Origin of the sequence: Actinospineispora spinosispora DSM 44797 (assembly GCF_000429025.1) — a bacterium.
GTDB classification, from domain to species: domain Bacteria; phylum Actinomycetota; class Actinomycetes; order Mycobacteriales; family Pseudonocardiaceae; genus Pseudonocardia; species Pseudonocardia spinosispora.
The window spans coordinates 124224-149549 of the sequence record NZ_AUBB01000029.1 but is presented as its reverse complement, the minus strand read 5'-3'; the positions used below and the strand labels follow the sequence as shown (position 1 = coordinate 149549).

At 68.8% G+C, this 25326-nt stretch carries 22 protein-coding genes and 1 pseudogene (1 of these 23 cut by a window edge); 13 read left to right on the top strand and 10 right to left on the bottom strand.

Features of this window, described 5'->3' with window-relative positions; genetic code table 11:
• Positions 1–141: 141 nt before the first annotated feature.
• From G406_RS0114875 to G406_RS46925, 4 genes and pseudogenes are all read left to right on the top strand, one after another.
• Positions 142–753, top strand: a complete 612-nt coding sequence (locus G406_RS0114875; RefSeq protein ID WP_084216073.1) for a TetR/AcrR family transcriptional regulator — start codon at positions 142–144, stop codon at positions 751–753.
• Entirely contained in the window at positions 750–1484 is a 735-nt protein-coding gene (locus tag G406_RS0114870; protein WP_084216072.1) for a response regulator transcription factor, read from the top strand. The genes G406_RS0114875 and G406_RS0114870 overlap by 4 nt, the downstream gene beginning before the upstream one ends.
• A 106-nt stretch (positions 1485–1590) precedes the next feature.
• Entirely contained in the window at positions 1591–2103 is a 513-nt protein-coding gene (locus tag G406_RS0114865) for a hypothetical protein (protein ID WP_028934474.1), read from the top strand.
• Between the two features lie 113 nt (positions 2104–2216).
• Positions 2217–2429 (top strand): annotated as a pseudogene (locus tag G406_RS46925) (helix-turn-helix domain-containing protein); the annotation flags it as partial.
• A 201-nt stretch (positions 2430–2630) separates the two neighbouring features.
• Here G406_RS46925 and G406_RS0114855 read toward each other — a convergent pair.
• Complete coding sequence (locus G406_RS0114855) at positions 2631–3476, bottom strand: alpha/beta hydrolase (protein WP_051342115.1); 846 nt, start codon at positions 3474–3476, stop codon at positions 2631–2633.
• A 728-nt stretch (positions 3477–4204) separates the two neighbouring features.
• Between G406_RS0114855 and G406_RS0114850 the strand changes: the two genes are divergently transcribed.
• Positions 4205–4702, top strand: a complete 498-nt coding sequence (locus G406_RS0114850; protein ID WP_028934472.1) for a DinB family protein — start codon at positions 4205–4207, stop codon at positions 4700–4702.
• Positions 4703–4717: 15 nt separating this feature from the next.
• Here the strand turns inward: G406_RS0114850 and G406_RS46920 are convergent, their stop codons facing one another.
• Entirely contained in the window at positions 4718–5377 is a 660-nt protein-coding gene (locus G406_RS46920; protein ID WP_051342114.1) for a TetR/AcrR family transcriptional regulator, read from the bottom strand.
• A gap of 137 nt (positions 5378–5514) precedes the next feature.
• Between G406_RS46920 and G406_RS0114840 the strand changes: the two genes are divergently transcribed.
• Positions 5515–6273, top strand: a complete 759-nt coding sequence (locus G406_RS0114840) for an SDR family NAD(P)-dependent oxidoreductase (protein ID WP_028934471.1) — start codon at positions 5515–5517, stop codon at positions 6271–6273.
• Positions 6274–6299: 26 nt separating this feature from the next.
• Positions 6300–7484, top strand: a complete 1185-nt coding sequence (locus G406_RS0114835; protein WP_051342113.1) for an FAD-dependent oxidoreductase — start codon at positions 6300–6302, stop codon at positions 7482–7484.
• 272 nt (positions 7485–7756) lie between these two features.
• Here the strand turns inward: G406_RS0114835 and G406_RS0114830 are convergent, their stop codons facing one another.
• A complete protein-coding gene (locus G406_RS0114830; protein ID WP_028934469.1) occupies positions 7757–8545 on the bottom strand; it encodes an NAD(P)H-dependent oxidoreductase in 789 nt (262 codons plus the stop codon).
• A gap of 138 nt (positions 8546–8683) precedes the next feature.
• Here G406_RS0114830 and G406_RS0114825 point away from each other — a divergent pair, with 138 nt between their 5' ends.
• Positions 8684–9523 (top strand): helix-turn-helix transcriptional regulator, encoded by an 840-nt coding sequence (locus tag G406_RS0114825; protein ID WP_028934468.1) that lies wholly within the window; start codon positions 8684–8686, stop codon positions 9521–9523.
• 14 nt (positions 9524–9537) lie between these two features.
• Here G406_RS0114825 and solA read toward each other — a convergent pair whose 3' ends face one another.
• The 5 genes from solA to G406_RS0114800 form a co-directional block, all read right to left on the bottom strand.
• Positions 9538–10680 carry an N-methyl-L-tryptophan oxidase gene (gene solA, locus G406_RS46915; protein ID WP_037076681.1) on the bottom strand — a complete coding sequence of 381 codons (1143 nt, stop codon included), beginning with the start codon at positions 10678–10680 and terminating at the stop codon, positions 9538–9540.
• Between the two features lie 4 nt (positions 10681–10684).
• Positions 10685–11458 carry an amino acid ABC transporter ATP-binding protein gene (locus G406_RS0114815; protein WP_028934467.1) on the bottom strand — a complete coding sequence of 258 codons (774 nt, stop codon included), beginning with the start codon at positions 11456–11458 and terminating at the stop codon, positions 10685–10687.
• On the bottom strand, positions 11455–12324 hold the full coding sequence (locus G406_RS46910) for an amino acid ABC transporter permease (RefSeq protein ID WP_037076680.1): 870 nt from the start codon (positions 12322–12324) through the stop codon (positions 11455–11457). The genes G406_RS0114815 and G406_RS46910 overlap by 4 nt, the downstream gene beginning before the upstream one ends.
• Positions 12321–13247 (bottom strand): ABC transporter substrate-binding protein, encoded by a 927-nt coding sequence (locus G406_RS46905; RefSeq protein WP_064742922.1) that lies wholly within the window; start codon positions 13245–13247, stop codon positions 12321–12323. Before G406_RS46905 ends, G406_RS46910 begins: the two co-directional genes overlap by 4 nt.
• 168 nt (positions 13248–13415) lie before the next feature.
• Complete coding sequence (locus G406_RS0114800) at positions 13416–13940, bottom strand: CGNR zinc finger domain-containing protein (RefSeq protein ID WP_051342111.1); 525 nt, start codon at positions 13938–13940, stop codon at positions 13416–13418.
• Between the two features lie 127 nt (positions 13941–14067).
• Here G406_RS0114800 and G406_RS0114795 point away from each other — a divergent pair, with 127 nt between their 5' ends.
• From G406_RS0114795 to G406_RS0114780, 4 genes are all read left to right on the top strand, one after another.
• Positions 14068–14793, top strand: a complete 726-nt coding sequence (locus G406_RS0114795) for an SDR family oxidoreductase (RefSeq protein ID WP_028934465.1) — start codon at positions 14068–14070, stop codon at positions 14791–14793.
• Between the two features lie 50 nt (positions 14794–14843).
• Positions 14844–15704 (top strand): alpha/beta fold hydrolase, encoded by an 861-nt coding sequence (locus G406_RS0114790; RefSeq protein WP_342666219.1) that lies wholly within the window; start codon positions 14844–14846, stop codon positions 15702–15704.
• 101 nt (positions 15705–15805) lie between these two features.
• Entirely contained in the window at positions 15806–16504 is a 699-nt protein-coding gene (locus G406_RS0114785) for an alpha/beta fold hydrolase (RefSeq protein WP_028934463.1), read from the top strand.
• Between the two features lie 121 nt (positions 16505–16625).
• A complete protein-coding gene (locus G406_RS0114780; protein WP_028934462.1) occupies positions 16626–17033 on the top strand; it encodes an SgcJ/EcaC family oxidoreductase in 408 nt (135 codons plus the stop codon).
• A gap of 51 nt (positions 17034–17084) precedes the next feature.
• Here G406_RS0114780 and G406_RS0114775 read toward each other — a convergent pair whose 3' ends face one another.
• Both G406_RS0114775 and G406_RS46900 read right to left on the bottom strand, forming a co-directional pair.
• On the bottom strand, positions 17085–18059 hold the full coding sequence (locus G406_RS0114775; protein WP_028934461.1) for a sigma-70 family RNA polymerase sigma factor: 975 nt from the start codon (positions 18057–18059) through the stop codon (positions 17085–17087).
• A gap of 69 nt (positions 18060–18128) precedes the next feature.
• On the bottom strand, positions 18129–20399 hold the full coding sequence (locus tag G406_RS46900; protein WP_156934882.1) for a LuxR C-terminal-related transcriptional regulator: 2271 nt from the start codon (positions 20397–20399) through the stop codon (positions 18129–18131).
• 1548 nt (positions 20400–21947) lie between these two features.
• Here G406_RS46900 and G406_RS0114765 point away from each other — a divergent pair.
• Positions 21948–25326 carry the 5' end (the start) of a preprotein translocase subunit SecA gene (locus G406_RS0114765; protein ID WP_156934881.1) on the top strand. It continues 45173 nt past the right edge of the window, so the window shows 3379 of its 48552 coding nt (coding positions 1–3379); its start codon is at positions 21948–21950; its stop codon lies beyond the right edge, outside the window.

The window sequence follows — 25326 nt, the reverse complement described above, 5'->3', positions numbered from 1 at the left end:
AATTCCGGAGCTTTTCACTCCACTCCGGTGAGAAATCGTGCATATACTTGATCTCTATCCAGCGCCGGATGATGGCCGGTCGCAAATCAATGCCCGGGTCGGATCAGCGTGTCCGGCGGAGTGTATTTCGTGGAGCGTGGAATGACGAGTACTCGTGTGCGACTGAGCCCGAAGGTTCGGCGCGCGCAGATCGTGCGAAGCGCGATCGCGGTGATCGCCGAGGTCGGCTACGACGCGGCGACATTCGCCCGGATCGCGCAGCACGCCGGGTTGGGCAGTACTGGACTGATCTCGCATCATTTCGATGACCGAAACGAATTGATGCAGGAGGTCATCGCCGCGGTGTCCCAGCGCGCCGACGATTTCGTCGAGCAGAGGATGAGCGTCGAAACCGGCCCGTCCGCCGCACTGGACGCCTACATCACGGCCACCATCGATTTCCACGCCCGGTATCCGCAACTGAGCGCGGTGGTCAGCGCGATTCGACACAAGATGCCGGTGCCGGACGGGTATTCCCTGCTGGGGGTGGACGTCCACGAACCGGAGATCCTGCGGCTGCAGCAGCTGATGCGCAGAGCACAGATGCTCGGCGAGATGGCCGAGTTCGACACGAAGATCGTCGCCATGAGCCTGCACCACACGCTCGAAGCCGCGACGAGCGAGATTCGTGCTGGCCGGGCGGACCCCGATGCCTGGGCCGCCGCACTGGTGAGCCTGTTCGCCTCGGGGACCGGTCAGGAGACTCGGCGATGAGCCGGCTCGGACACACCGACCCGACGCTGACCCACCCGCTCGAGGGGCAGACGGCCTCGGGCGCGCTCGCGCTGCGACTACTGGTGGTGGGCGACGACCTGCCCATGCTCGAACTGATGTCGAGCGCCTTCCGGTCCGAGGGCTACCAGGTCCGTACCGCCGTCCCCGTCGAGATGTCGTCGGTGGCCGAGCAGTGGGCCCCGCACCTCGTGGCCCACGACGGGTTTCAGGTCACCCGCTTCCAGCACGGGCGCCCTGAACCCGTCCCGGCGATCTTCCTGACCAGTGGCGACCAGCTGCACGGCACGTTCTCCGGACTGGCGGTCGGCGGCGGTCTCTACCTCACCAAGTCGTTCAGCCTGGAGGACCTGCTCGCCGGCGCGCGGTCCGTGCTGCGCAGCGCCGCGTTCGAGTCGACGGCCGATGACGGCGTGCTGCGCTTCGCGGACCTCGAGCTGGACGAGGAGACCTACGACGTGCGGCGTTCCGGCCGGTCGATCCAGCTCACCCCGACCGAGTTCAAGCTGTTGCGGTTCCTGCTGCGGCGGACCGGGAAGGTGCTCACCAAGACGCACATCCTCGACCACGTCTGGCCCTACGACTACTCGGGTGACCCGAAGATCGTGGAGCTCTACGTGTTCAAGCTGCGCCGCAAGATCGACCGGTTCCATCCGCCCCTCATGCACACGCTGCGCGGGCTGGGGTACAGCCTCCGGGCGCAACGATCGTGAGCTGCGCGAGGCGTAAGTAGAGAACAGGTTCTCGCGCGTATGAACTCGCGCGGCAATTGCTGACACAGCGCCGCGCGATCTGGTGATTAACAGAAAAGGAAGATCCATGAAACGCTCCCTGATCAGCGCGACGGCGGTAGCTCTCGCGTTCACGTTCTTCGGCACGCTGGGCACCGCCCAGGCGGCTCAGCCGGTGCCGACCGCGCCCGCCGGTGACCTGGTGAAGCTGGTCGAGTACCGGAGCCAGGGCGATGCGTACTACTACTCGACGGGCGGCTCCGCACCCGGCGGATTCGACCGCAACAACGGCTCCGGCGTGATCGGCCAGGTGCACTCGAGGCCGGGACCGGGAAGATTGCCCCTGCACCAGCTCAAGTTCAACGGGGGCGGGTCGTCCTACATGCTGTCGCTGTCCTCCAACGAGGGCGGCAAGTTCTCCGACACCGGTGTCATCGGGTACGTCGACACCTCGAACCAGGGCGGTCAGGCCAAGCTGCTGCGGTTCAGCAACAACAACAGGTGGCGTGCGTTCCCCGACCACGCACCCAGCGTCGCGACCATGAAGGGCAACGGCTGGAACCAGGACGGTGACAACGGGCTGGGGTACGTCACACCCTGATCCTGACGCGGGGTGCACGACCGGAAAGTGTCCACAACTCCATAGAAATCTTTGCCACACGGCGACGGTTTTTCTGGAACCTGTTCTACCTCTTGGGTATCGTGAGTCTCACTATGAACAGTCGACCTGCACACCCGCTGGCCGGAGCGGACAGCCGCGAGGTTGCCGCGCTTCTCGCCACGTCCCCGGACTTCCTCACCGTCGCGGAGGTCGCGTCGTTGTTACGGGTCTCGAAGATGACGATCTACCGCATGATCCACGCCGGCGAGCTGCGGACGATCCAGGTGGGCAGGTCGTTCCGCATCCCCTCGGCGGCCGTCCGGGACTGCTACAAGCTGAGTCCCGCGTCCTGGGCCACCTCGGCCTCGCCCGAGGAGATGCTCCGGTCGCGCGGCTGGCCGGGAGACGAGTGAGACCGGTGCTGTCCGATGCCCGTCGCCGCCGAGCCGGGCAGGTCCGGTAGCGGCTGGGAATGACGCGGGGCGCCACCTGTGGTGGTGCCCCGCGTCATGGTTCCTTCCGGTCGGTCAGTCGCGCGGGAACGTGTCGTCGAGCCAGCGGTCGGCCGCGGCGTACCAGTCCGGCGCGTTGCGGTGGGTGTTGATGCAGTGGCCGGCTTCGGGAAGTACGAAGGTGGTCAGCTTGGCGTGCGGGTAGTGCGGGGCTTCCTGTGCGCGGACGGTGTCCGCCGAGGTGCAGTCGGAGCCGCCGAGGCCGCAGAAGATCTGGTCCTTGCCGCCCGAGACGAGCAGCACCGGTGCGGTGATGCGCTCGGTCGTGCCGTCGACCAGGCTGCTGGGGAACAGCCCGAGCTCGAGATCGGTCAGTGAGTCCTTGGCGTACTTGTCATCGGCGGCGATCGCACCGGGGTCCGCATTGGTCGGCTGGTAGAACAGCATGCCGCCGCGGGCGCCCGGGCGGGTGGTCAGGTAGCCGGGGTCGCGGTCGCGCATGCGGGGATCCTGCACCGCGGGCCACAGGAGCGCACTGAAGTCGGGTGCCGCCCCGGGGTGGATCTTGTGTTGGATGCCGGTCAGGATCAGGCCGTCGACGTCGTGGTACCTGGAGCTCTCGACCATCGCGGTCAGCGTGCCGAGGGAGTGGCCGACCAGGACGACCTTGCGGTAGTGACGGTCCCCGATCTTGCCTTGGCGCAGCTTGTCGATGAGCTGGTGCACCACGTACGCATTGGACGGAACGGTGACCAGCGGGCTCGGCGGGTGCGAACTCTGTCCGGTGCCGATTCGATCGATGTTGAAGGTGGTGTAACCCTTGGCGCCGAGTGCCTGAACATAGGAATAACGCTCAGGTTGATACGGCAAATCCCAGTAGTTGTGGTTGTACGTCCCGCCCGGAATGAGAACCTGGACCATGTCGGAATCGCCCCCTCGGGGCGTGCACAGTCGTCCGTAGATCGAGTAGAGCGCTGGTAGGCCCTCTTGAATGCTGACCGGTGTGTGCGTATCGACGCACGATTGGTCGCGGCCGCTTTCCTGTGCCTGAGCTGTGCCGGGTGCCACCACAGCGAAGCCGGTTACCGCCAGGGCCGAAGCCGCCATGGCCAGGGCCCCCTGCCAGCGACGACGTTTCTCCCACATCATGAGTTCCTCCAGTAACGGCTGTTTGCTAGGTAACGACCTAGCTCCGTCACGGACGAGTGAACAAAGGATACTCTTTACCTCTTCATAGGAAGTCGCTCCACGAATGAGCCCAGTTCAAGGGCGATAGTCCGGATAGCTGGACAGCAAAGAGTGTTCTTATAATGTGTTCCGGCTGCGCTCGGGCGGATTGGCCCTCAGCGATCGCGTCGTGCGGAGTCCGCGATGCCCTCGCCGGTCACGTCCCGTGCCACGGCCAGCGTTGCTGGCCACTGACGCAGGCTTCGTATGCCGAGGACTTCGACCGCCGCCTCCCGGCATACTGTCGTGAGGTGTCGGCTCGTCGACGCCGGGCCGCCCCTCGGGGCCAAGGCCCCACGGCGCTGCGTGCGCTTTCCGCGCCGAGCGCATCGAACGCTCCGGCCCCCACTCCCTTTTTTAGACCGCACCGCCAGGGCAATCGCCCAAGATCCTCACACCGGCACGAGATCGGAATGAAAGCCATGAGCACCGAGCGAATCACCACCGGCACGGAGCGAGCGATCATCGAGAACATGCTCGATCGCAACCGTGAGGCACTCGTCGCGACCGTGCGTGGGCTCTCCGAAACCGAGGCTCGCAGCCGGTTCGTCGCGTCGCTGACAACGCCGATCTCCTTGGTCAAACACGCCGCCGCCGCGGAACGGATCTGGTTCCAGCGCTTCTGGGCGGGCCTCGACGAGTCCGAATGCGACGGCTACTCGAAGCGTGACGAGGGCACCTTCGCCGTCGCCGACGACGAGTCGCTGGCCGAGGTGATCGCCGAGTTCGAGCGAGCGAGCAGCCGATCACGTGAGATCGCCTCCCGCTTCGACCTGGACGACACCCTGGACAATCCCCGCGAGGGAACGGTGAGCATGCGGTGGACCCTGCTCGCCATGATCGAGGAATTCGCCAGGCACGCGGGTCACGGTGACATCCTCCGCGAACGGATCGACAAGCCGCTCCACGCGCGGGGGTGACGCGGCACGGACTTCTCAGCGCTCGCGTCGGGCGTAGTCGGCGATGCCCTCGCCGGTCATGTCCCGTGCCACGGCGAGCCAGTCGTCGAAGGCCTGGTTCCGGCGGTTCTCGGGGTGCGTCCGGATGTAGGTCATCGCCTCGGGTGAGGCCATGGTGCGGTAGATCATCACGAGCTGAGCAGCGGCGATACGAGGACGCGGCGCGTACCGGGGTACGCCGGTGTCCTCGGCGAGCTCGGCGGTAACGGCCAGCTCGAAGCGTTCCCACATCAGCCGCATCCTGGCCTGGAGCCCGGCGCTCTCGCCGACGGTGCGGTGCAGGCGTTCCAGCTCGGTGACCGCGCCGAGCGGGCTGGCGGTCATCGTCTGGCCGAGCATCTCCACCACCGCGTCGAGCGGGGTGTGGCCGGCCGGCCGGTTGCGGATGTGCTCGACCAGGGTGCGCAGTACCTCGTCCTCGCCGTGAAAGACCAGGTCCTCCTTGGTGGGGAAGTAGACGAAGACGGTCTTGGCGGCCACGTTCACCGCGTCGGCGATCTCCGCGACGGTGACGTTGTCGAACCCGCGCTCGGCGAACATGCCCTCGGCCGTGTCGATGAGGGCTTGGCGGGTGAGCAGCTTCTTGCGTTCGCGCAGGCTCGGTCGCGTGCCGCTCTCGTGCTGGTCGCCGCCCACCGGGTTGAGGGTACAAGTCGACGTCCGCGATGACGTTCGTGTGTCATGCACGACATGTAACTCACCAAGAAAAGTAACTGACATACATTTGTGTCTCAGTGGTGTGAGGTGTGGATCAGAAGGTAGGCGAGCACGTTATGCAGCGGAGCCGGAACGGTCGAGTCGCGGTGGTGACCGGCGGGAGCAGTGGGATCGGCCTGGCGACGGCCGCCGAGCTGGCGAAGGACGGCTACGAGCTGGTGATCGTCGGCCGGGACGCGGGCAGGCTGGCAGCGGCAGCGGACCGCATCGGGGGAAGCGCGCCCGTGCACACGGTGGCGGCGGACCTCGCGACGATGGCCGGGGTCGAGCAGCTGACCGAACAGGTTCGTGCCCGGTACGAGCAGGTCGACCTGCTGTTCGCGAACGCGGGCAGGTCCGACGCGCCGCCCGTACCGGACACCCGCGAGCGGGACTTCGACCTGATGATGGCCACCAACGTCAAGAGCGTGTTCTTCTGCGTGGTCGGGCTGCTGCCGCTGCTGCGCCGGGGCGGTTCGGTGGTGGTCACCAGCTCGGTCGCCGAGGCCAAGGGCCGTCCGGGTGACCCGCTCTACTCGGCCAGCAAGGCGGCGGTGCGCAGCCTCGTCCGCACGCTGGCACTGGACGAGGACGTGCTCCGGCGAGGTGTGCGGATCAACGCGGTCACGCCCGGTTGCATCGCGACTCCGCTGACCGCGCAGCCGGACCCGGCGATGCGGACCGCCATCGACGAGTACGTCACCGCCACCGTGCCGATGGCGCGGTGGGGACAACCGGAGGACGTCGCGCATGCGGTCGTCTTCCTCGCGGGCGAGAACGCCTCGTACATCACCGGCTCGGAGATCGTCGTCGACGGCGGCCTCGCCCAGATCTGATCGTGTCGAAGGACAGGAGTTCGACCATGACCGAGTTCTCTTCAGCCGAGCGGGCCGTCCGCGCCGCCGACATCGTCATCCTCGGCGGCGGCCCGGCCGGGCTCGCGGTGGCCCGGATGCTGCACCAGCGCGGACTGGCGCCGCGGGTACTGGAGCGGGACACGAGCCCGCACGCCCGCTCCCAGGGCGGCAGCCTCGACCTCGCCGAGCAGGGCGGGCAGCGGGCGCTGCGCGAGATGGGACTCGGCGCGAGGTTCGACGAGCTGGCTCGACCCCGGGGACAGCGGCTGTGCCTGATGGAGCCCGACGGAACCGTCCTGCTGGAAGTCGACGAGTCGGCCGAGGAGTACCGGCCGGAGATAGACCGGGTGCAGCTGCGACAGCTGCTGATCGACTCCCTGCCAGCGGAGATGATCACCTGGGGCGCCGAGGTCGACGCGGTGACGCCACTGCCCGGCGGCGGTCACCGGGTGAGCCTCGTCGACGGCACGCGGGTCGACGCCGACCTGGTCATCGCCGCCGACGGCATCCGTTCCCGCGCGCGCCCGCTGGTCACGACCGAGGCGCCGGCCTACAGCGGGGTCACCTTCATCCACGCGGACCTGCGCTCGCCCGGTCCCGAGTCGTTCATCGCCCGGCACACCGGCGAGGGCGTCCTGCACGCCCTCGGCGACAACAGGGCGGTCCTCGCCCAGCGCGCCGCCGACCGTTCGGTGCGGGTCTACTTCGCGGTCCGCGCCGCCGAGGACCCGACGCGGCGCCAGGGCGACCGGTTCGTCGACCGTGCCGCCGTCCAGGCATTCCTGCGCGAGACCTTCGCGGGCTGGAGCCAGGATCTGCTGAGCGTGCTCGACCAGATCGACACCGACTTCGCGTACTGGCCCCTCTACGGGATGCCGGCGCATCAGCGGTGGCGGCCTCATCCCGGGATCACCCTGATCGGCGACGCGGCCCACGTGATGCCGCCGTTCAGCGGGGAGGGCGTGAACATGGCCCTGCTCGACGCGGTCGAGCTCGTCCACGCCTTGTTCTCGCCGGAACACCCGACCGTCGACGCCGCGATCGCGGCGTTCGAGCAGACCATGCTCGCCCGCATGGTCGACGCGATCAATGACACCGACGCGGCTGGTGAGGTCCTGCTGAGCCCCGAGGGCACGCAGCCGCTCCTGAGCCGTTTCGCCGAGGCCGGGCACCTCGCAGACCGAAAATAAGGCCGGGAACGAGCGAACGGGATCGGCGCCCCGGCGTGGTGCGCGGAACCTGCCTCCACCGCGGCCAGTGTGCCCACGCTGCCGACTCAGTGTGCCCACGTCCCCGACTCAGTGTGCCCACGTCCCCGACTCGCGCGATGTCGGCGCCCGCTCCTTCCGCGAGTCGGGCGTCTGAGCACAGCGAGTCGGGCGTTTCGACACACCAATTTTCAACGCGGAAGGCGCGACCCACAGGGATACACATGCTGCGACGTGTAGCCGGGGGCCGGGCGTCACCTGCCTGTCGGCGCCGTGTGCAGGCCGAAGCCGGTGCGGCCCTCGGGCTCCAGGCCCTCCTTCAGCTGCAGTGAGGGCATCTCGTAGTCGCCGAAGTTCTGCCGTCGGAACGCGATGGGTTCGGTCGAGGACAGGGTGAGCAGACGCTGCTCCCAGGCCTTGGCGGCGTCCGGGTAGTCCTCGGCGGTCATCCGATCGGCGCGGTAGATCACGAACGGCGGCAGCACCTCGATGCCCGGGTAGTAGAGGATCCCGTGGTGGATCGGGAACAGTAGATCCTCGATCGGGCCGTTGATCCCGCGAGCGGAGTAGTGCGCCTCCGGGCCGCCGATGGTCACCGACAGCAGCGCCTTCCTGCCGGCCAGGGTGCCTTCGCCGAAGCGTTCGCCGTAGCGGGTGTCGCTGTGCTCGCCGACGCCGTAGGCGAAGTGGTAGGTGAACACCCGGTCCACCCAGCCCTTGAGGATCGCCGGCATCGAGTACCACCACAGCGGGAACTGGAAGATGATCACCTCCGCCCACAGCAGCTTCCGCTGCTCGGCCAGGACGTCGGGGGTGAGCGTTCCGGCGTCGAAGGCCCGTCCCGAGTCCAGCGGCACCGTCAGCGGGCTCGACGCGTCGGGGCCGTAGTCGGAGGCGTCCACGACCGCCTTCCAGCGCATCGCGTACAGATCGCTCACCCGCACCTCGTGCCCCTCGGCCTCCAACGTGGACACCGCGAGGTCCTTGAGCGATCCGTTGAGCGACCTCGGCTCGGGGTGGGCGTAGACGATCAGCGTCTTCATCGGGACTCCTCTGGTTCGGATGCCTTCGATGCTGGGCGCCGCGACGCGCGACGTTCAGGGGCGGCGCTTCCGTAGGACGGGACTTCCTGGTAACGGCGGGACCACCCGCACCGGCGGCGCCGCGCCCATACTGGGTGGATGGACGATCTCGCGAGCTTCCTGCGGACCCGGCGTTCGCGGGTCGACCCGGCGGCCGTCGGTATCCCCACCGACAGCCGCCGCCGGGTCGAGGGGCTGCGCCGCGAGGAGACCGCGCACCTGTCCGGGGTCAGCGTCGACTGCTACGTACGCCTGGAGCAGGGCCGTGCGACCCAGCCGTCCGAGCAGGTCCTCGATGCGCTGGCCCGCGTCTTCGGCCTCGACGACACCGAACGCGAGCATCTCTACCGGCTCGCCCGCCACCGGCGCCGCAGGGCGAAGGCGCCGGGCGGGCGGGTCCGCCCGGAGCTGCTGCGCCTGCTCGACCTGGTGCCCGACGCACCCGCACTGATCATGGACCACCGTCTGGACGTGCTGGCCGGGAACCGCCTCGCGGGGCTGCTCTACGGCCGGCCGATGCCGGGTCTGAACACCGCTCGGCACATCTTCCTCGAGGAGACCGAGCGTGGCCTGTACGCGGACTGGGAGACCTGCACCCTCGACGTGGTCGGACACCTGCGCCTGGCCGCTGGGAAATACCCGGACGACCCGCGCCTGGCGTCGCTCATCGGCGAGCTGGCGATGGTCAGCGAACGCTTCCGCCGTCTCTGGGCCCGCGCGGACGTCCGTGCCCGAGGCCACGGACGTAAGGCGTACCGGCACCCGCTGGTCGGGCTGCTGGAGCTGCACCAGGAGAACTTCGTGCTGCCGGACGAGTCGGGCATGGAACTGATCGTGATGTCGGCGGCGCCGGGCAGCCCCAGCGAGGACGGGTTACGGCTGCTCGCGGGCCTGGGCGCGGACAGCGAGGCCATGTCCCCGCAGCGACAGGCTCCGTGAGTCGAGCTTCCGCGCTAAGTCGCGAGGAGCCGCTCCGGCCGCATGAAGTCGAGGGGTACCTCGGTGCCCCCGACCAGGCAGTCCGCCACGACCGAGGCCAGAGCCGGAGAGTATTTGAAGCCGCGGCCGGAGAATCCCGAGGCGACCAGCAACCTGCTCCCGGCACCCAGCCTGCCGACCACGGGTGTCCCGTCGCGGCTGTAGAGGTCGGTGAAAGTGTCCGTCCGGATCGGATCCGGAACCAGCCCGTCCACCAGCTCGCCCACGAGCCGGGACATGGTCGAGACGTCGGCCCGGTCGTGCCGGCGTTCGATCCGGTCCGGGTCGTCGACCGCGTTCGACACGACACCCCCGGCGACCTTGACCGACACCCCGTCGACGGTCGGCGCGCCGTAGATCTCGACGTCGTCGACCCTGTGGATGAAGATCGGGAACCGGTCCGGGGCGAACTCCGAGGGCCGCCGCGCCGCGAACCAGCTCAACGGCACCCGCCTCGGCTGGAGATGCGCCCGCCACCGGGCAGGCAGCAGCCGGGTGCTCCACGATCCGGCGCAGACCACGGCCTCGCGCACCCGCCAGCTCCCTTCCCCGGTGCGGATCTCGACGTGACCGGCGTGCTCGGTCACCGCGTCGACCTCGGTGTGGCGCAGGACGGTCGCGCCGTGGCGTTCCGCCGTCTCCACCGCCGCGAGGACCGCCGGTTCACAGCGGATGAACCCAGCCTGGCGGTCGAGCACCGACACCTCGCGCGCGCGCAGCACATGGCGGGGGAACCGGTCGTGTGTCTCGGCCCGGTCGAGCACCTCGACCGGCACTCCGGCCGCCGACGCGCTGGCCAGCAGGCCGCCGATGTAGTCATGGCCGGGGTCGCCGATCGCCAGCCCACCGCACTGCACCAGCAGCGCCGCTCCCGACTCGGCCTCCAGCTCCCGCCATCTCGACGACGCCGAGCGCAGCAGCTCGCCGTAGCGGGCACCCTCGGCGTACGCCATGCGGAACAGCCTGGTCTCCCCGCCGACCGCGCCCCGGTCGTGTCCCGGCGCGTACCGTTCGAAACCGATGGCGGCGACCCCGCGCCGCGCGAGCCGCCACATCAGCATGCTGCCGACGGTGCCCACCCCGATGACCCCCACCTCGGCGTCGAGTGTCGTGGTCATGGCCTCACAGCACCTTCGACAGGAACGCGCGGGTCCGTTCGTGGCGCGGGTTCGCCAGCACCTCGGCCGGGACCCCACGCTCGACGATCACTCCTTCGTCGACGAACACCAGCAGGTCGGCGACCTCCCTGGCGAACCCGATCTCGTGGGTCACGACGATCATCGTCATGCCGTCGTCGGCCAGCGCCCGCATCGTCCCCAGCACCTCTCCCACCAGCTCGGGGTCCAGCGCGGACGTCGGTTCGTCGAACAGCATCAGCTTGGGCTTCATCGCCAGCGCGCGGGCGATCGCGACGCGCTGTTGCTGTCCGCCGGACAGCTGCTTCGGGTAGGCCTGCGCCTTGTCCCGCAGCCCGACCTTGCTCAGCGCGAGCAGGGCGTCAGCCCTGACCTGTGCCACCGGCAGCTTCCGTACCCGGTGGGGTGCCTCCATGACGTTGCCCAGCACCGACATGTGCGGGAAGAGGTTGAACTGCTGGAACACCATCCCGATGCCGGCCCGCTGCCTGGCGACCTCACGTTCGGACAGCTCCAGCAGCGTGCTGGCGATCCGCCGGTAGCCGATCAGCTCGCCGTCCACGTGGACCTGCCCCGAGTCGAGCTTCTCCAGATGGTTGATGCAACGCAGCAGGGTGGACTTCCCCGAGCCGCTGGGCCCGATGATGCAGCACACCTGACCCGCCTCGACCTCGAGGTCGACCCCGCGCAGCACCTCGACGTCGGCGAAGGACTTGCGCAGCCTCCTGGCGCGCACGAGTGGCGGTGCCGCTCCCGTCACGAGGCCACGCTCCGTTCGCCTCGCCGGTAGTAGCGCTCCACGTAGTACTGACCGAGGCTCAGCACCGAGGTCATCGCCAGGTACCACAGCGCCGCGACGATCAGCAGCGGGATCGTCTGGTAGGTCCGCGAGTAGATGATCTGCGCGCTGTGCAGCAGGTCGGCGGCGCCGAGCACACTGACCAGCGAGGTGTTCTTCAGCATCGACACGGTCTGGTTCGCCGTCGGCGGCACGATGATCCGCATGGCCTGGGGCAGCACGATCCGGCGCAGGATGAGCGTGCGCCGCATCCCGAGTGCCTGCGCGGCCTCGGTCTGACCTCGGTCGACACCGAGCAGACCGCCTCGGATGATCTCCGCCATGTAGGCGGCCTCGTTGAGCGACAGCCCGAGCACGGCGGCGACGAACGGGGTGATGAAGGCGTTGGAGCTGCCGCTGAGCAACTCCGGACCGAACGGGACGCCCAGCGACAGCGCCGGGTAGAGCGCCGAGAGGTTGAACCAGAAGATGAGCTGGATCAGCAGCGGCGTGCCCCGGAAGAACCACACGAACGCCCACGACGTGCCGGACAGCAGCCTGCTGCGCGAGACCCGCATGACGGCCAGCGCGATCCCGAGCAGCACCCCGAGCACCATCGCGATGACGGTCAGCTCCAGGGTGAGCCACGCGCCGGCGAGCACGGCGTCGACCGTGAGGTACCGGGCCACGACGCCCCAGTCGAAGCGGGTGTTGGTGACGAGTGTGTTCACCAGCATCGCGGCGAGCACGACCAGCACCACCATCCCGGCGAGACGCATCGGACTGCGCCGCCGGATGATCGTGAGCTCGTCGTCCTCGTCGGTCACCGCCGCGTGGGTGGTGCTCATCCTTCGAGGGACGGCGTCGCGGTCACCGCGCCCGCCATGCCCCATTTGGCGAAGATCCGCTGGTAGGTCCCTGTGGTCATGAGCGACTGGATGGCCGCCTGCACGGCGGGGGTGAGGTCGCTGCCCCTGGCCAGCCCGACGGCCACCGCGCCCCGGTTGAGCTCGGCGACCACCTGGAACTTGTCCGGTGTCTGTGCCGCGGCGTACCCGATCACCGGGGTGTCGCCGAGCACCCCGTCGACCCTGCCGCTACCCAGCTGCAGCACCGCGTCGGTCTGGCTCGGCAGCACCACGGCCTGGACCTCCGGCCGTCCGGTCGCATCGCACTGTGCGGCGGACAGCTCCGGAAGGCGCCGCGCCTCCTGGATCGAGCCCTGCTCGACCGCGATCTTGTGCCCGCACAGCGTCTGCGGCGTGAGCTTCAGCGGGTTGCCCTCGGCAACCGCCAACGAGTTGCCCCACTCGCCGTAGCGGACCATGTCGAGCGCCTTGAGCCGTTCGGTGGTCGCGGCCATGCTGGCGATGGCCATGTCGAACCGCTTGGCCATCAGGCCGGGGATGATCCCGTCGATCTGCACGTCCTGGATCTCGGTCGGGACGCCGAGCGTTCTCCCGATCGCCCGCGCCAGGTCCGCGTTGAGCCCGATGATCGTCTTGTTGTCGTCGGCATAGAACTCGACCGGTGCGCTCGACGCGTTCATCACCACGACGAGCTTGCCCGCCTGGGTGATCCGCGCGGGCAGCTTCGACGCGGCGGCCGGGTCGGGGACCACCGAGTCGAACGCGTCGAACCTGCCGACGTCGGCGGAGCCCCGCGACTCCGGTGCCGCGCTGCCGCATGCGGTGGCCGCGACGGCCACCGCGGCGAGCAGAACCGCCCACCGTCGAGCGCCGCGGCCGGTGGGGCGGCGAGGAGAACTCACGAGGGCTCCGATCAGGGGTGGGCTTACGGTTCGTGGAGACCAAGCCCCACCCGAGATGACACGGTTGGCCCAGGCGGACATGTGTTGCAGAGTGTGGTCGCGGTTACATCGGACCACCAGGGACGCTGGGCGCAGCCTCGTGTCCCTGAGACCGAGCTGCGCTGGTGCTCACGACCGTGCCGCCGGGCGGCGACCGCGCTGGTAGTGCCGCCGCGCCTTCATCCGGTTCCCGCATCGGCTCATCGAGCACCACCGCGCGGTGTTGGCCCGGCTCCGGTCGAGGAGGAACAGCCCGCACTCCGGGTTGGCGCAGGCACGGAGCCGCCCCGGCAGCTGTTCGGTGACGACGCCCCACGCGAGCAGCGCCCGGGCCGCCAGCCGATGGTCCGGGTGATCGACATCCGGCTGCCAGTCCAGCCCGGTGTCACCCACCCGAGGGCGAAGTCTCAGGTGGCGCGCGGCTGGCTCCAGCTCCGCCGCCGGGATGTCTCCCCGAACCACGGACTGCAGTAGCCGACGCGTCCGGCGCAGGGTGCGGGCCTCGCCCGCCGTGCCGACACCGCCACGAGCACGCGCCCATCCGTGGACCTGCTCGTCGTCCAGCAGGTCCACGGAGTCACTCCTGGTGACCGGAGTGCTGTTGAGCAGGTCGAGCAGCAGTTGCTCCTCGCCGAGCGCCGGGGTCCACCTCACGATCCTGATACTAACCTGTCAGATGAGTTTGACAAGTTAGAGCTTTTGGTGTCAGATCAGCCCAGCAACTAACCAGTAGCTCGAATCGCAGAGGTTACAAGTGGACCTCTACTCGAAAGGCGGAGACATGAGCACCACTGACGCTCTGCAGGGCCGAAGGGTCCTGGTCATCGGACGGGGCAGCGGTATCGCCCGGGCGATCGTGCTGGCGGCGCGCGACGCCGGGGCACAGATCGTCGCGGCCGGCCGGAGCGCCGAGGCGCTGCGGGCCGCCTACGCCGACGAACCCGGCATCACCACCGAGACCGTCGACGTCACCGACGACGCGTCCATCGCCGCACTGGGCGAGCGGCTCGGCACGATCGACCACGTCGTGTCCACCGCGTCCGCGCGAGCCAGGGGCCGGCTGGCCGACCTGACCCGCGAGTCGGTCCTGAACTCCTTCAACACGAAGGTGATCGGCCCCCTGATGCTGGCCAAGCACCTCGGACCGCGCATCAACGAGGGCGGCTCGTTCGTGCTGTTCTCCGGAGTCGCCGCGTTCAAGATCGCCGTCGGGACCATGGCGGTGGCCATCACCAACGGCGCGGCGGACACCCTGACCCGGTCACTGGCCGTGGAGCTGGCGCCGATCCGGGTCAACGCGATCTCGCCCGGCGTGATCGACACCGGGGCGTGGGACGCACTCGGCGAGGACGGCAAGGCGGCCATGTTCGCCAAGCAGGCCCAGGACAACCCCGCGCGCCGCATCGGCAACGCCGACGACATCGCCGCCGCGGCGCTGTTCGCGCTCACCAACACCTTCCTCACCGGAGTGACCCTCGCAGTCGACGGTGGCGAAGCACTCACCTGATCTCCCGCCCGATCCCAGCCCAGAGACACCTCTCAGCCAAGGAGCCGATGATGGACGTTCGATACAGGTCAACCGAAGTGAACTCGGTCCGGGTCTTCTACCGCGAAGCCGGCCCGAGCGATGCGCCGACCGTGCTGCTGCTGCACGGTTTCCCCAGCTCCAGCCACATGTTCCGGGACCTCATCCCGGAGCTGGCCGACCGCTTCCACGTGGTCGCGCCGGACCTGCCAGGGTTCGGTCAGTCAGACATGCCGGACCGGGACACGTTCCAGTACACCTTCGACAACCTCGCCACCGTGATCGAGGGATTCACCGAGAAGATCGGGCTGGATCGCTACGCCGTCTACGTCTTCGACTACGGCGCACCGGTCGGCTTCAGGCTCGCGGTCAGCCACCCCGAGCGGATCACGGCGATCATCTCGCAGAACGGCAATGCCTACACCGAGGGACTCAGCGACGGCTGGGCGCCGATCCAGGCCTACTGGAAGGACCGCACGCCAGAGAACCGGGAGGCACTGCGCGGCTTCCTGGCCCCGGGAACCACCCAGTGGCAGTACACCGAGGGAGCCGACGCGGAGCTGGTCTCCCCGGACGGGTACGCCCTGGACAACCACTACCTCGCCCGCCCCGGCGCCGACGAGATCCAGCTCGACCTGCTCGGCAACTACCACACCAACGTCGAGCTGTATCCCGCGTTCCAGGAGTACTTCCGGTCCCACACCCCGCCGCTGCTGGCCATCTGGGGCCGTCACGATCCGTTCTTCCTTCCCGCCGGGGCCGAAGCCTTCACCCGGGACAACCCGAACGCGAAGGTCGAGCTGCTGGAGACCGGCCACTTCGCGCTCGAGACCCACGCCGAGCACGTCGCGGCGAGCATCCGGGCCTTCCTGGACGACGTCGAGTCCCGCTGAGCACCACGACGGGCCGGGCCCGGTCGGTCCACCGGGACCCGACCGGCCCGACCCCTCGCGCACCCCCACCACGACACCACCCTCATCCCGAAGGAGTAGACATGTCTTCCGACGTGACCGTCGTCCTGGCCCACGGAGCCTGGGCGGACGGGTCCAGCTGGCGCAAGGTGATCGACGGCCTGCACGCCGTGGGCGTCCGAGCCGTCGCCGCACCGCTGCCACTGACGTCTCTGTCCGACGACGTCACCGCACTGGAACACACCCTGGAGCGGGTCGACGGGCCGGTCGTACTGGCCGCGCACGCCTACGCGGGCGGAGTCATCGGAGCCATCCGTGCCGACTCCGTGGCGGCGTTGGTCTACGTCGCGGCACTCGCCCCGGACGAGGGGGAGACCGTCGCCGACGTGTTCTACCGCGCGACCCCGCACCCTGCCGCGCCGGCGTTGGCCCCCGACGAACACGGCAAAATCTGGCTGCCCGCCGAAGCCTTCCCCTCGGCCTTCGCCCAGAACGCCACCCCGGCCGAACAGTCCCTGCTCCAGGCCGTCCAGCGGCCGATCTCACCCGACTGCATCACCACCCCGGTCGGGCGCCCGCTCTGGAAGGACCGCCCGAGCTGGTACCTGCTCGCCGAGGACGACCGCATGATCCCGGCGCAGACGCAGGCCTTCATGGCCGACCGGATGGGCGCCACGGTCCGCGCGCACGCCGTGGACCACACCCCGCTGGTCACCGCCCCGTCCGTCGTCACGGACCTGCTCCTCGAAGCGGTCGAGCACGCCACCCCGCGCGCGCACTAGCGACGGTTCGAACTCGTCGGAAAAGACCTCGGCTCAGTGCGATGAGTTCCGAGACCCCGGCCGGTATGTACTGGTGGGCCTGCCGAAGGCCTCGATGAATCCACGTACCGAGGAGCGAACCATGACCGTGACCCGATCCCACGACGAGGCGGCAATCAAGAGCGTCCTGGCAGACCTGTACCAGGCGTGGGAGGCAGGCGACGCCGACGCTTTCGTCGTGAACTACCGCGACGACGCCACCGCGATCCTGCCCGGCTCCTACCGCAGGTCCAAGGAGGACGTCCGGGAGCAGATGGCCGCCGGCTTCGCGTCGTTCCTCAAGGGCAGCACGAACATCGACAAGCTGGACAGCATCCGTTTCCTGGGTGACTCGGCGGCGGTCGTGGTGAGCGAGACCGCCCTGCGGTTCCCCGGGGAGACCGAGGTTCCGGCCGACCGCGTCGTCCACGCCACCTGGGTGCTGGAGAAGCGTGACGACGACTGGCTGATCGTCGCGTACCACAACAGCCCGGTCGCCGTGGCGAGCTGACACCGGAGCTCCGCGCCCCGTCCGGTAGCCAGGGCGGGGCGCGGACCCCGGCTAGTGCGAGTGTGTCCCGGCCAGCTCCTCCGCCAGCCCGAAGGCCGCGAACACCTCGGCGTCCCGGTACACCGTGTTGCGGCTGATCCCGGCGGTGGTGACAGTGAGTACCTGCAGGGTGTGGAGCCGGTAGCCGCCGCCCTCGGCCCGCTGGTAGGCCGCCAGCGCGGGCTGGCCGTTGGCCGAGGTCCGCACCATCCGCCAGTCCGTGCACATCGAGAAGACCCAGACCATGAACGTGGCGTAGTGCTCGCGGCCGATGAACCAGTTGGTCATCGGCGGCATCTCCAGCAGCACGTCGTCGGTCAGCAGCCGGGTGAGCGCGGCGATGTCCGCCCGCTCGAAGGCCTCGACGAACCGGTCGATCCGCGCCCGCACCTCGTGCTCGGACGGTTCGGCGACGGTGTCCTCGAGGACCCCGGCGTCGCGCAGCTGCCCCCGGGCGCGCTGCAGCGCGCTGTTGACCGCGGGCGTCGACATGCCGAGGATCTCGGCCGACTCGGCAGCGGAGAACTTCAGTACATCGCGCAGGATCAGCGCGGCCCGCTGACGTGCCGACAGGTGCTGGATCGCCGCGACGAACGCCAGCCGGAGCGAGCCGAGGTCCACCGCCGCCTTCCCCGGGTCGGCCCCCAGCAGCGCGCTCGGCAGGGGCTGCAGCCAGGTGACCTCACCGCGCACCAACGGCGCGGACGGGTCCTCGCTCGGTGCCACCAGGCCCGACGGCAGGGGCCGCCTGCTCCGGCTGCTTTCGAGTGCGGTCAGACAGGCGTTCGTCGCGATGCGGTACAGCCAGGTGCGGATCGACGCCCGGCTGTCGTCGTACTGGTCCCGCGCCCGCCATGCACGCAGGTAGGTCTCCTGGACCAGGTCCTCGGCGTCGTGGACCGACCCCAGCATCCGATAGCAGTGCGCCAGGAGCTCCGACCGGTACTCGTCGATCCGCTGGGTGAAATCCTCCGCGACGGGTGCCATCGCTTCCCGCCTCTCCGGTGGCACGACCGAGGCGACCTTATCGCCGCCAGCTCAGGGCGTAGTGCCCGGTCATGGAGCGGGTCGTGGGTGTTCCCGCAGGTACCAGGCGGCCAACTCCCGACGGTTGCGCACGCCGCGTTTCCGCAGGATGTTCGCCACGTGGGTCTGTGCGGTGCGGATGGAAATCACCAGGCGCTGCGCGATCTGGGCGTCGGTCGCGCCCCGCGCGACCAGAGCGACGATCTCCGTCTCCCGCTCGGTCAGCCGCTCCGCGCTATCCGTCGATGCCGTGCTCGGCGTCGCCTTCGGACGTCGTTCGTCCAACGTCAGCTCGAGGATGTGGCGGTAGGCGTCCGCGCGATGCTCCCCGGGGAACTTCCCCTGCTCGAAGGCGAGCGGGTACGCGTGATCCCCGAGTGCTCGCCGCGCGAACTGCTCAGCCTCGGCGGTGGCTGTACGCAACGGCTCCAGACCGGCCAGGTCGACCCCGGTGAACTGCCGCAGCTGGTGCGCGCCACCCAGAATCCGTGCGATCTTTCCAGCGGTAGCGGGGTCCGGTTTCTGGCCATGGCGCAGCGTGGCGCGGAGGTCGGCGACCATGAGCCAGGCGACCGCGTGTGTGCCCCATACCGTGCCCCACTGGTCACCGATGTCCCACTGGGCGCGCAGTGACTTCCGAGCCGCCCGCAGCCCACCCTGATGATCACCGTGCCGTGACCGGGCGAGGCTCACCGACCACTGTGCCCAGGAGGTCTGCCAGGTCCCCTGTTCCCGGACCGAGTCGTCGAGATGCCGCTCGGAGATGGTCAAGGCATCCTCGGGATCGGCGAGGAAACTGGCCGCGATCGAATGCATGGTCGCCGCCATGGCCATGTCCGCTGGTTGAGCGCTCACGGCACGTAGCGTGTCCACTACGCGGGCGAACATCGCGATCGATCGTCGCTCCGAGCCGACGAGCAGCACATATGCCGCGTCAAAGAAGTCGGCGGCCCCGAACGAGTCGCGGCCCGGCAGGGCTTGGCATTCGAGTAGGTAACGGTGAGCTGCATGACGGTCGCCCTGGCACAGGCTGATCCAGCCGGCGAATGATGTCGCGGCCAACCGCAAGGCCTGGGTCGCCTCGTCGTCCGCCAACCGGTTACGGCTGCACCGCAGCGCACGATCGAGCCAGGCTCTGCCTTCACCTGGCCAGCCGCTGAAGAACCAAATCCGCAGCCGAGCCAGGTTGATCGCCATCTCGAGACTCGGCGTCGGGTCGAGCTGTGCCGAGCCGTACTCCAGCGCTGCGCGCAGGTTCGGCATCTCGGCGTGTGCCCACTGCAGCCAACGAACCTCCATCGGACCGAACCAGTCCTCGGCGGCGTCGGCCACCAGTCGCCGGTAGTAGTCGCGGTGTCTCGCCCTGAACTCCGGCTCCTGACCTCGTCGCTCCAGCAACCGCGCCCCGTACTGGCGGACGGTTTCCAGCATCCGGTACCTGGTGCGTCCGCCATGACGCTCCACCGTCAGCACTGACTGCCGAACCAATCCGGTGAGGGTGTCGAGGACCTCCTCGGCGGCGATCCCGGCGCCGGCGCACACTGCTTCCGCCGCGTCGAGATCGAGGCCGCCGGTGAAGATCGAGGCTCGCTCCCAGAGCAGCTGCTCCCGCTCGCTACACAGCTGATGGCTCCACTCCATCACCTGGCGCAGCGTCTGGTGCGTGGGGTTGCCGGGCCGGGTGCCCCCGGTGAGCAACCGAAACCTGTCCTCCAGCCGCTCCAGCACTTCCTCGACGGAGAGGCTGGATAATCGTGCGGCGGCCAGCTCGATGGCCAGGGGCAGCCCGTCGAGCCGTCGACAGATCTCCAGCGCGGAGGGGCGATCGGCCGAGGTGACCGGAGCTCCGATCGCGGCGGCACGCTGCTGGAAGAGCTCCAACGCCTCCCCGCCGGGCACTGCTCCGACGTCGGGGACGTGCAGGGGCGGAATCGAGATCACGTGCTCACCGGCGCAGCCGAGTATCTTGCGGCTGGTCACCATGACGTGCAGGGCATTCGAGGTACGCAGTAGGTGCGAGACCAGTGTGGCGACCTCGTCAGCCAGATGTTCGCAGTTGTCCAGGATCAGTAGACAACGCCGATCGGCCAGATGCTCGGTCAGCGCCTTTCCCGGTCGCTGAACCGAGAAACAGCTGAGTCCGAACACCTCGGCCACGGTTTGTTCGAGCAACGGGGAATCCGTTGTCTTTGCCAGGTCCGATAACTCGGCCAGCCAGACCCCGTCGGGGAACGCGTGGGCCACGTCGGCGGCAAGCCGTAACGCGAAGCGGGTTTTCCCCACACCGCCTGTACCGACCATCGTCGTCATCCGGGATTCCAGCAGAATCTTTCGAGACTGTGTGAGCAGGCCACCGCGACCGATGAAATCAGTCACCTCGGCCGGGAGGTTACCGACGGAGATGTATCCCGAGCGCCTCGCAGACACGACGGAACTTTAAACCAATTGATCCTGGTTGCACGGCGAGGACGCGCTGGCGTGGGAGGTCTCCTCGGTCTCCGGCCTCGGCTCCGGGTGGCGAGATCTGCCACCGCGTTGCGTCGCGGACTCGTCGCTCGGCGTGTCGGCCTCGGTTCGTGCCCGCCCATCGCGGCAGCCGCCGCTCCCGCGGTCTCGATGCTCCGCGTGGCTCGCGCAGACCTTGCCCGATCGCCCCGGTGGTTCCAGCCTCTCTCGCCGTAGCGCCGCGGTAGTTCTTCTCGTGGCCGTCCGTCGTGGCCATGCTCGAGTTGACTCGAAGTGGAGCCTGGCGGCCAACGGCCACGACAGGAATGGCCGATCGGCCATTCCTCGGATCGCTCGCCGGTCGACCCTGGCCGCGGACAGCAGCTGTCGGAGACCGTGCGTCGGTCGAGCATCATGCGGCCGCCGGTGGTGTTCGATGGCCACCGACCCGGCCACTGTCAGCGGCTCTGTGGCCACGACCCGGGCAGGCGTGGCCGAGCACGATGCGGCCAGGCCCACACGGCCGCGGCGCCCGCTATCTCAGGCAAAGCCTAGCCGCGCAGACGTTGGTTCTTTTTATCTGCACAGGTCACAGGAACAGTGCCATGGCGAATTCCCGACGACGGCGCAGTTCGCCGCAGCGTCGCCGACTCATTAATTTTCGATCTCGCTCCAGCTGCCCGGGCTGAGGTGTCGGGTAGATTCAAAAGTTCAAGTGAACTTTATGTCGGCCAAATCGAATGGTGGGCTGAATCGTGGCCACGACGACCGAGCAGTAGGCGGCGAGAGTGGCCGGCCATCGACATGGCCACGGTTGTGGCCATGTCACTGGCCAGGGCGAACGGCCACGCGGTCAGCAGGTGGCCGCCGTCTGGCCATGGCCGTCGGCCGTGGCCGGTGGCCTGTTCGGATTGGCCCAAGAAGGGGATCGGGCGCTGTGGAACTAAATATCCGCGGCCCGTCTGAGGTGGCTTGGGATGAATTGTAATGACAATCTGAAAGTTCGAGTGAACTTTAAGTTCGACGTTTCCAGCAACGCCACGGAAGAAAACTCGACGGCTGTTTGCGGTCGGGACAATCGTGGGTTAGATTGGGCGCAACGAACCGCACGCAACGGGTTCGGCGCGATGTTCGGAGGCTGAGCTCGCGCATCTGATCGACCTGGCTAGAGGCTACTCGTCAGGGATGCGTCTCCGTGTGACGTGACCGCGGTTGGCGCCGACAGGTACGGACGGGCCGAGCGCGACAGCGCCGCGGGCCACGCACTACACAGATCGACTCAGTGGACGAAGGCGCGAGAGCGTCGAGTCGACCACCGAGGATGTATCGCCCGTCAGGCGGACTGCCCGGGTCGGTACCGATCAGCCCTCGCAGGTTCCCCTTCCTCTTCCTGGAGTGAGATCAGTGGCTTCCGTGACTTCGGCAGGCGGGCGGCGCGTCAGCGCCGCTGTGCCGCTGTTGTCGCGTGTCCTGACATCGCTCTCGTTCGGGAAGATCCTCGCGGCCGTCGGTCTGCTGTGGTTCGCCGCACTGGCGATCACCACCATCACCTCGGCCGGCTCGGTTGCGTCCTCCGATCAGGTTCGGTTGACGGCGGTATCCCGCCCTGACCCCACTTCGGTGAAGGACCACCCGGGTGCGCGTCAGATCGTCCGGACGGACAACGGTCTCGGATTCGACGGTTCGGACGACTCGGGACTGTCGGACTGGTGGGCCACCGCCGGTGGCAGCCCGGCCGGCTCGGCGAGTGGATCGGGATACGTTTCCTCCGAATCCGACGATCAGTACGGATCGGGGTCCGACGAATTGCCGACCTGGACGGCGACAACCCGCACTGGACGTTCCGGCGCGAGCGGGAGTGGTTATTCCGCTACCGACAGCGGAACGGACACCAGCGGTGGTTCATTCGGTAGCTCGGTCTCGTCGTCGGTGAATTCAGCTATCGATCCGCTCCTGGAATTCGTGACCGGAATTCCGGGGCGAGTTGTCGGCGCGATCAACAGCGATACCCCTCTCTCCGCGCCGACGGAATCGGTTGCACCGGCCGCCGATGTGGCGGCCCATCGGATGCTGGCGCACCCTCCGCACACCACCGGAGCCGACGAGCGTCCCCGCGAGCACACGTCGGCGAGCGGCTCGGCCGGAAGTTCGATCGGCCCCGTCGGGGAGACGGACGGCACGGGTCTGCTCGACTGGCTGCGGGGCCTGTTCGGTGGCGACAAGTCCGCGGGTCCGGCAGGCGGCTCCTCCGGCTCGGACGGTGGCGGGAGTGCCCCACCGGTGACCGAGGGAACCGCGCTGTCGTCGATCATCGACTGGGCGCTGGGTCTGGCGGCCAAGCTCATCGGCGACTCAACCTCGTCCGCCGGCTCACCACAGACCACCGGACGCTCCGGGCCCGGGCAGCCGAGCACCTCCGCCGAGGACACCGCTCCGACCGGGCCGAACGCCGATGCACTGGCCCAGCGGATCACCGGAGTCGTCCGGAGCTGGTTGGCCGACAACGGTGTCGCCGGTTCGGCCACCCAGCGACCTGACAAGGTTGCGCCGACGACCGAGACCCCTCGTGATCCCGACGCCCAGCCCGGGCGCGGCTCGACCGAGGCGGGCCCGACGGATGCAGCGACCGGGACCGGGCTGTCGAAGACCATCGAGGCCCAGATCGAGCACCGGTTGACCGGACAGTGGGATGCGGCCGGTGCTTCTGGGTCCTCCAGCGGCAGCGGTTCGACGTCGCCGGACGCGGGGCTCTCCCGCCCGGTGACCGGGCCAGGTGTCGACGGCCTGTTCTCCTCGGTGGTCGACCTCGTCTCCGGCGTGGTCTCCACGGTCGGCGGGCAGGCAGCCGGGCAGCGCACGCACCAGGCGCTGGCGAATGCGGCTGATCAGGTCGAGACGGCGTTGGCGCAGAGTGCCGCGCTGAACCGGCGACTCGGCGCGACGGGCCAGAACGGACCGGCGGGCACAGCGGCACAGGCCGCGGTCGAACGTTCCCGTCAGTCCGCGGACACCGCCCGGGCCCGGACGGGTAGCCGAGGCGTCGGTGACCGGGGCGCGGTCGACGGGATCGTCGACTCAGTTCGCCGCCAGATCGGTTGCGACGTCGAGGGAGGCACCCGGTGCGCTGGTCCTGACGAGCTGGAGTCGGGTCTGCTGTCGGCGCTGCGTGGTCGTGGGCCACCGGCTGGATCGGAAGCGAACGTCCGCACCAGTGGCAAGCCCAGCACACACAGCACGAACGTGAACCTCGGTGACGTCGGCGGTCGGGTCGAGAGCGCGGTCTCGCGGCTCTCCTCGCGGATCACGTCACTGATCGAAAACTTCATTTCCGAGCAGCGGGGCGGCAGCTCCTCGACCGGCGGCGCGAACCCGAACTCGGGTGGCGCGACCCGGAACACCCACGGCTCGGGCACGGTGTCCCAGCAGGGTCGGGGCTCGAACGGGCAGCATGCGGTCGGGCAGGGCCTTCTCGGTGCCCTCGGACAGTTCTTCACCGGGATCGGCGACCTGCTCGGACAGCTCGGCGGCACGAGCGGACACTCCGGCTCGGACGGCGACATCGCCTCTCCCGCGCACCGAGGTGGTTCCGCCGGCGATGTCGACGAGCTGGGTGATCAGATCAGCAAGATCGTCCGGACCTGGCTGACGGGCAACGGTCAGGACCGCGACGACGCCCCGGCCGGGCAGGTGGCCGCTCCGACGATGAACCACTCGCACGGCACCGGCTCGCACAGCCGTCATCGCTCTGCCGGTGGAGCGAACATGTCCGGCCCCGGCGTTGACGAGGTGATGTCCTCGGTCGTCGACCTGGTGTCCGGATTCGTCTCGGCGATCGGCGGTCAGGCGGCAGGCACACACACCCATCAGACGCTGTCCCGGGTGGCCGACCAGGTCGAGTCGGCGATGGCCCAGGGCGCGGCGCTCGAAGGGCACTTCAGCTCGACCGGTGATCGGCGGGCGGCGGCGACCGCCCCTCGGCGTCAGCTGGCGGACGGCCACTCCGATCGTGTCCGAGGCGATGGTCACCGGACCTCCTCGGACGGCGACGTAGACTCGACCCAGCGCGTCAACGGGTGCGACACGTCGTCGGGCACTCGCTGCGCCGGCGCAGGGAAGATCGTCTCGGACGTGTTCTCCGCGCTGCGCGGCCGAGGCCCGCCGTCGGCTACCGGGACCGACGGTACGACCATCGATCGCGGCGACGGCCGCACGAGCCTCGGCGGTCACCTTTCTTCCGGCGTGACCTCGTTCGTCGATGACCTGCTCTCCGACATTCTCGGCTCCTCGCACGCGGACAAGAGCTCGGGCCACTCAGCCGGTGGCCCTGGAAGCTCTTCTCACCGCCCGGTGTCCCCGACCGGTGACCTCGTCGACGGCCTCGGTGACCTGTTCAGCGGAATCGGGCAGCTGCTGAGCCGGCTCGGCGGCACGAACAGCTCCGGTGACGGACGCTCCGGTGTCGGGACCAGCAAGGCATCGGTCTCGTCTCCCCGGCCCACTCAGGACGACTTCGACGACCTGGCGGCACAGATCAGCAGGACCGTGCAGGGCTGGCTGAAAGGCAACGGCCTGAGCGGCCCGAAGAACCCGGGCGACACCGGGGGTTCCCCGGTCGACCAGCTGGTCTCGTCGATCCTCGACGTGGTGATGCAGTACCTGCGGGGTACATCGGGTCGGACCGGCGGCTCGGGCATCCCGAACGCGGGTGACGGCGGTCAGCAGGACACCTCCGGCCAGCAGGGCTGCGAGGTGGCGTGCGGGTCGGGTGAGCCGAGCTCGTCGG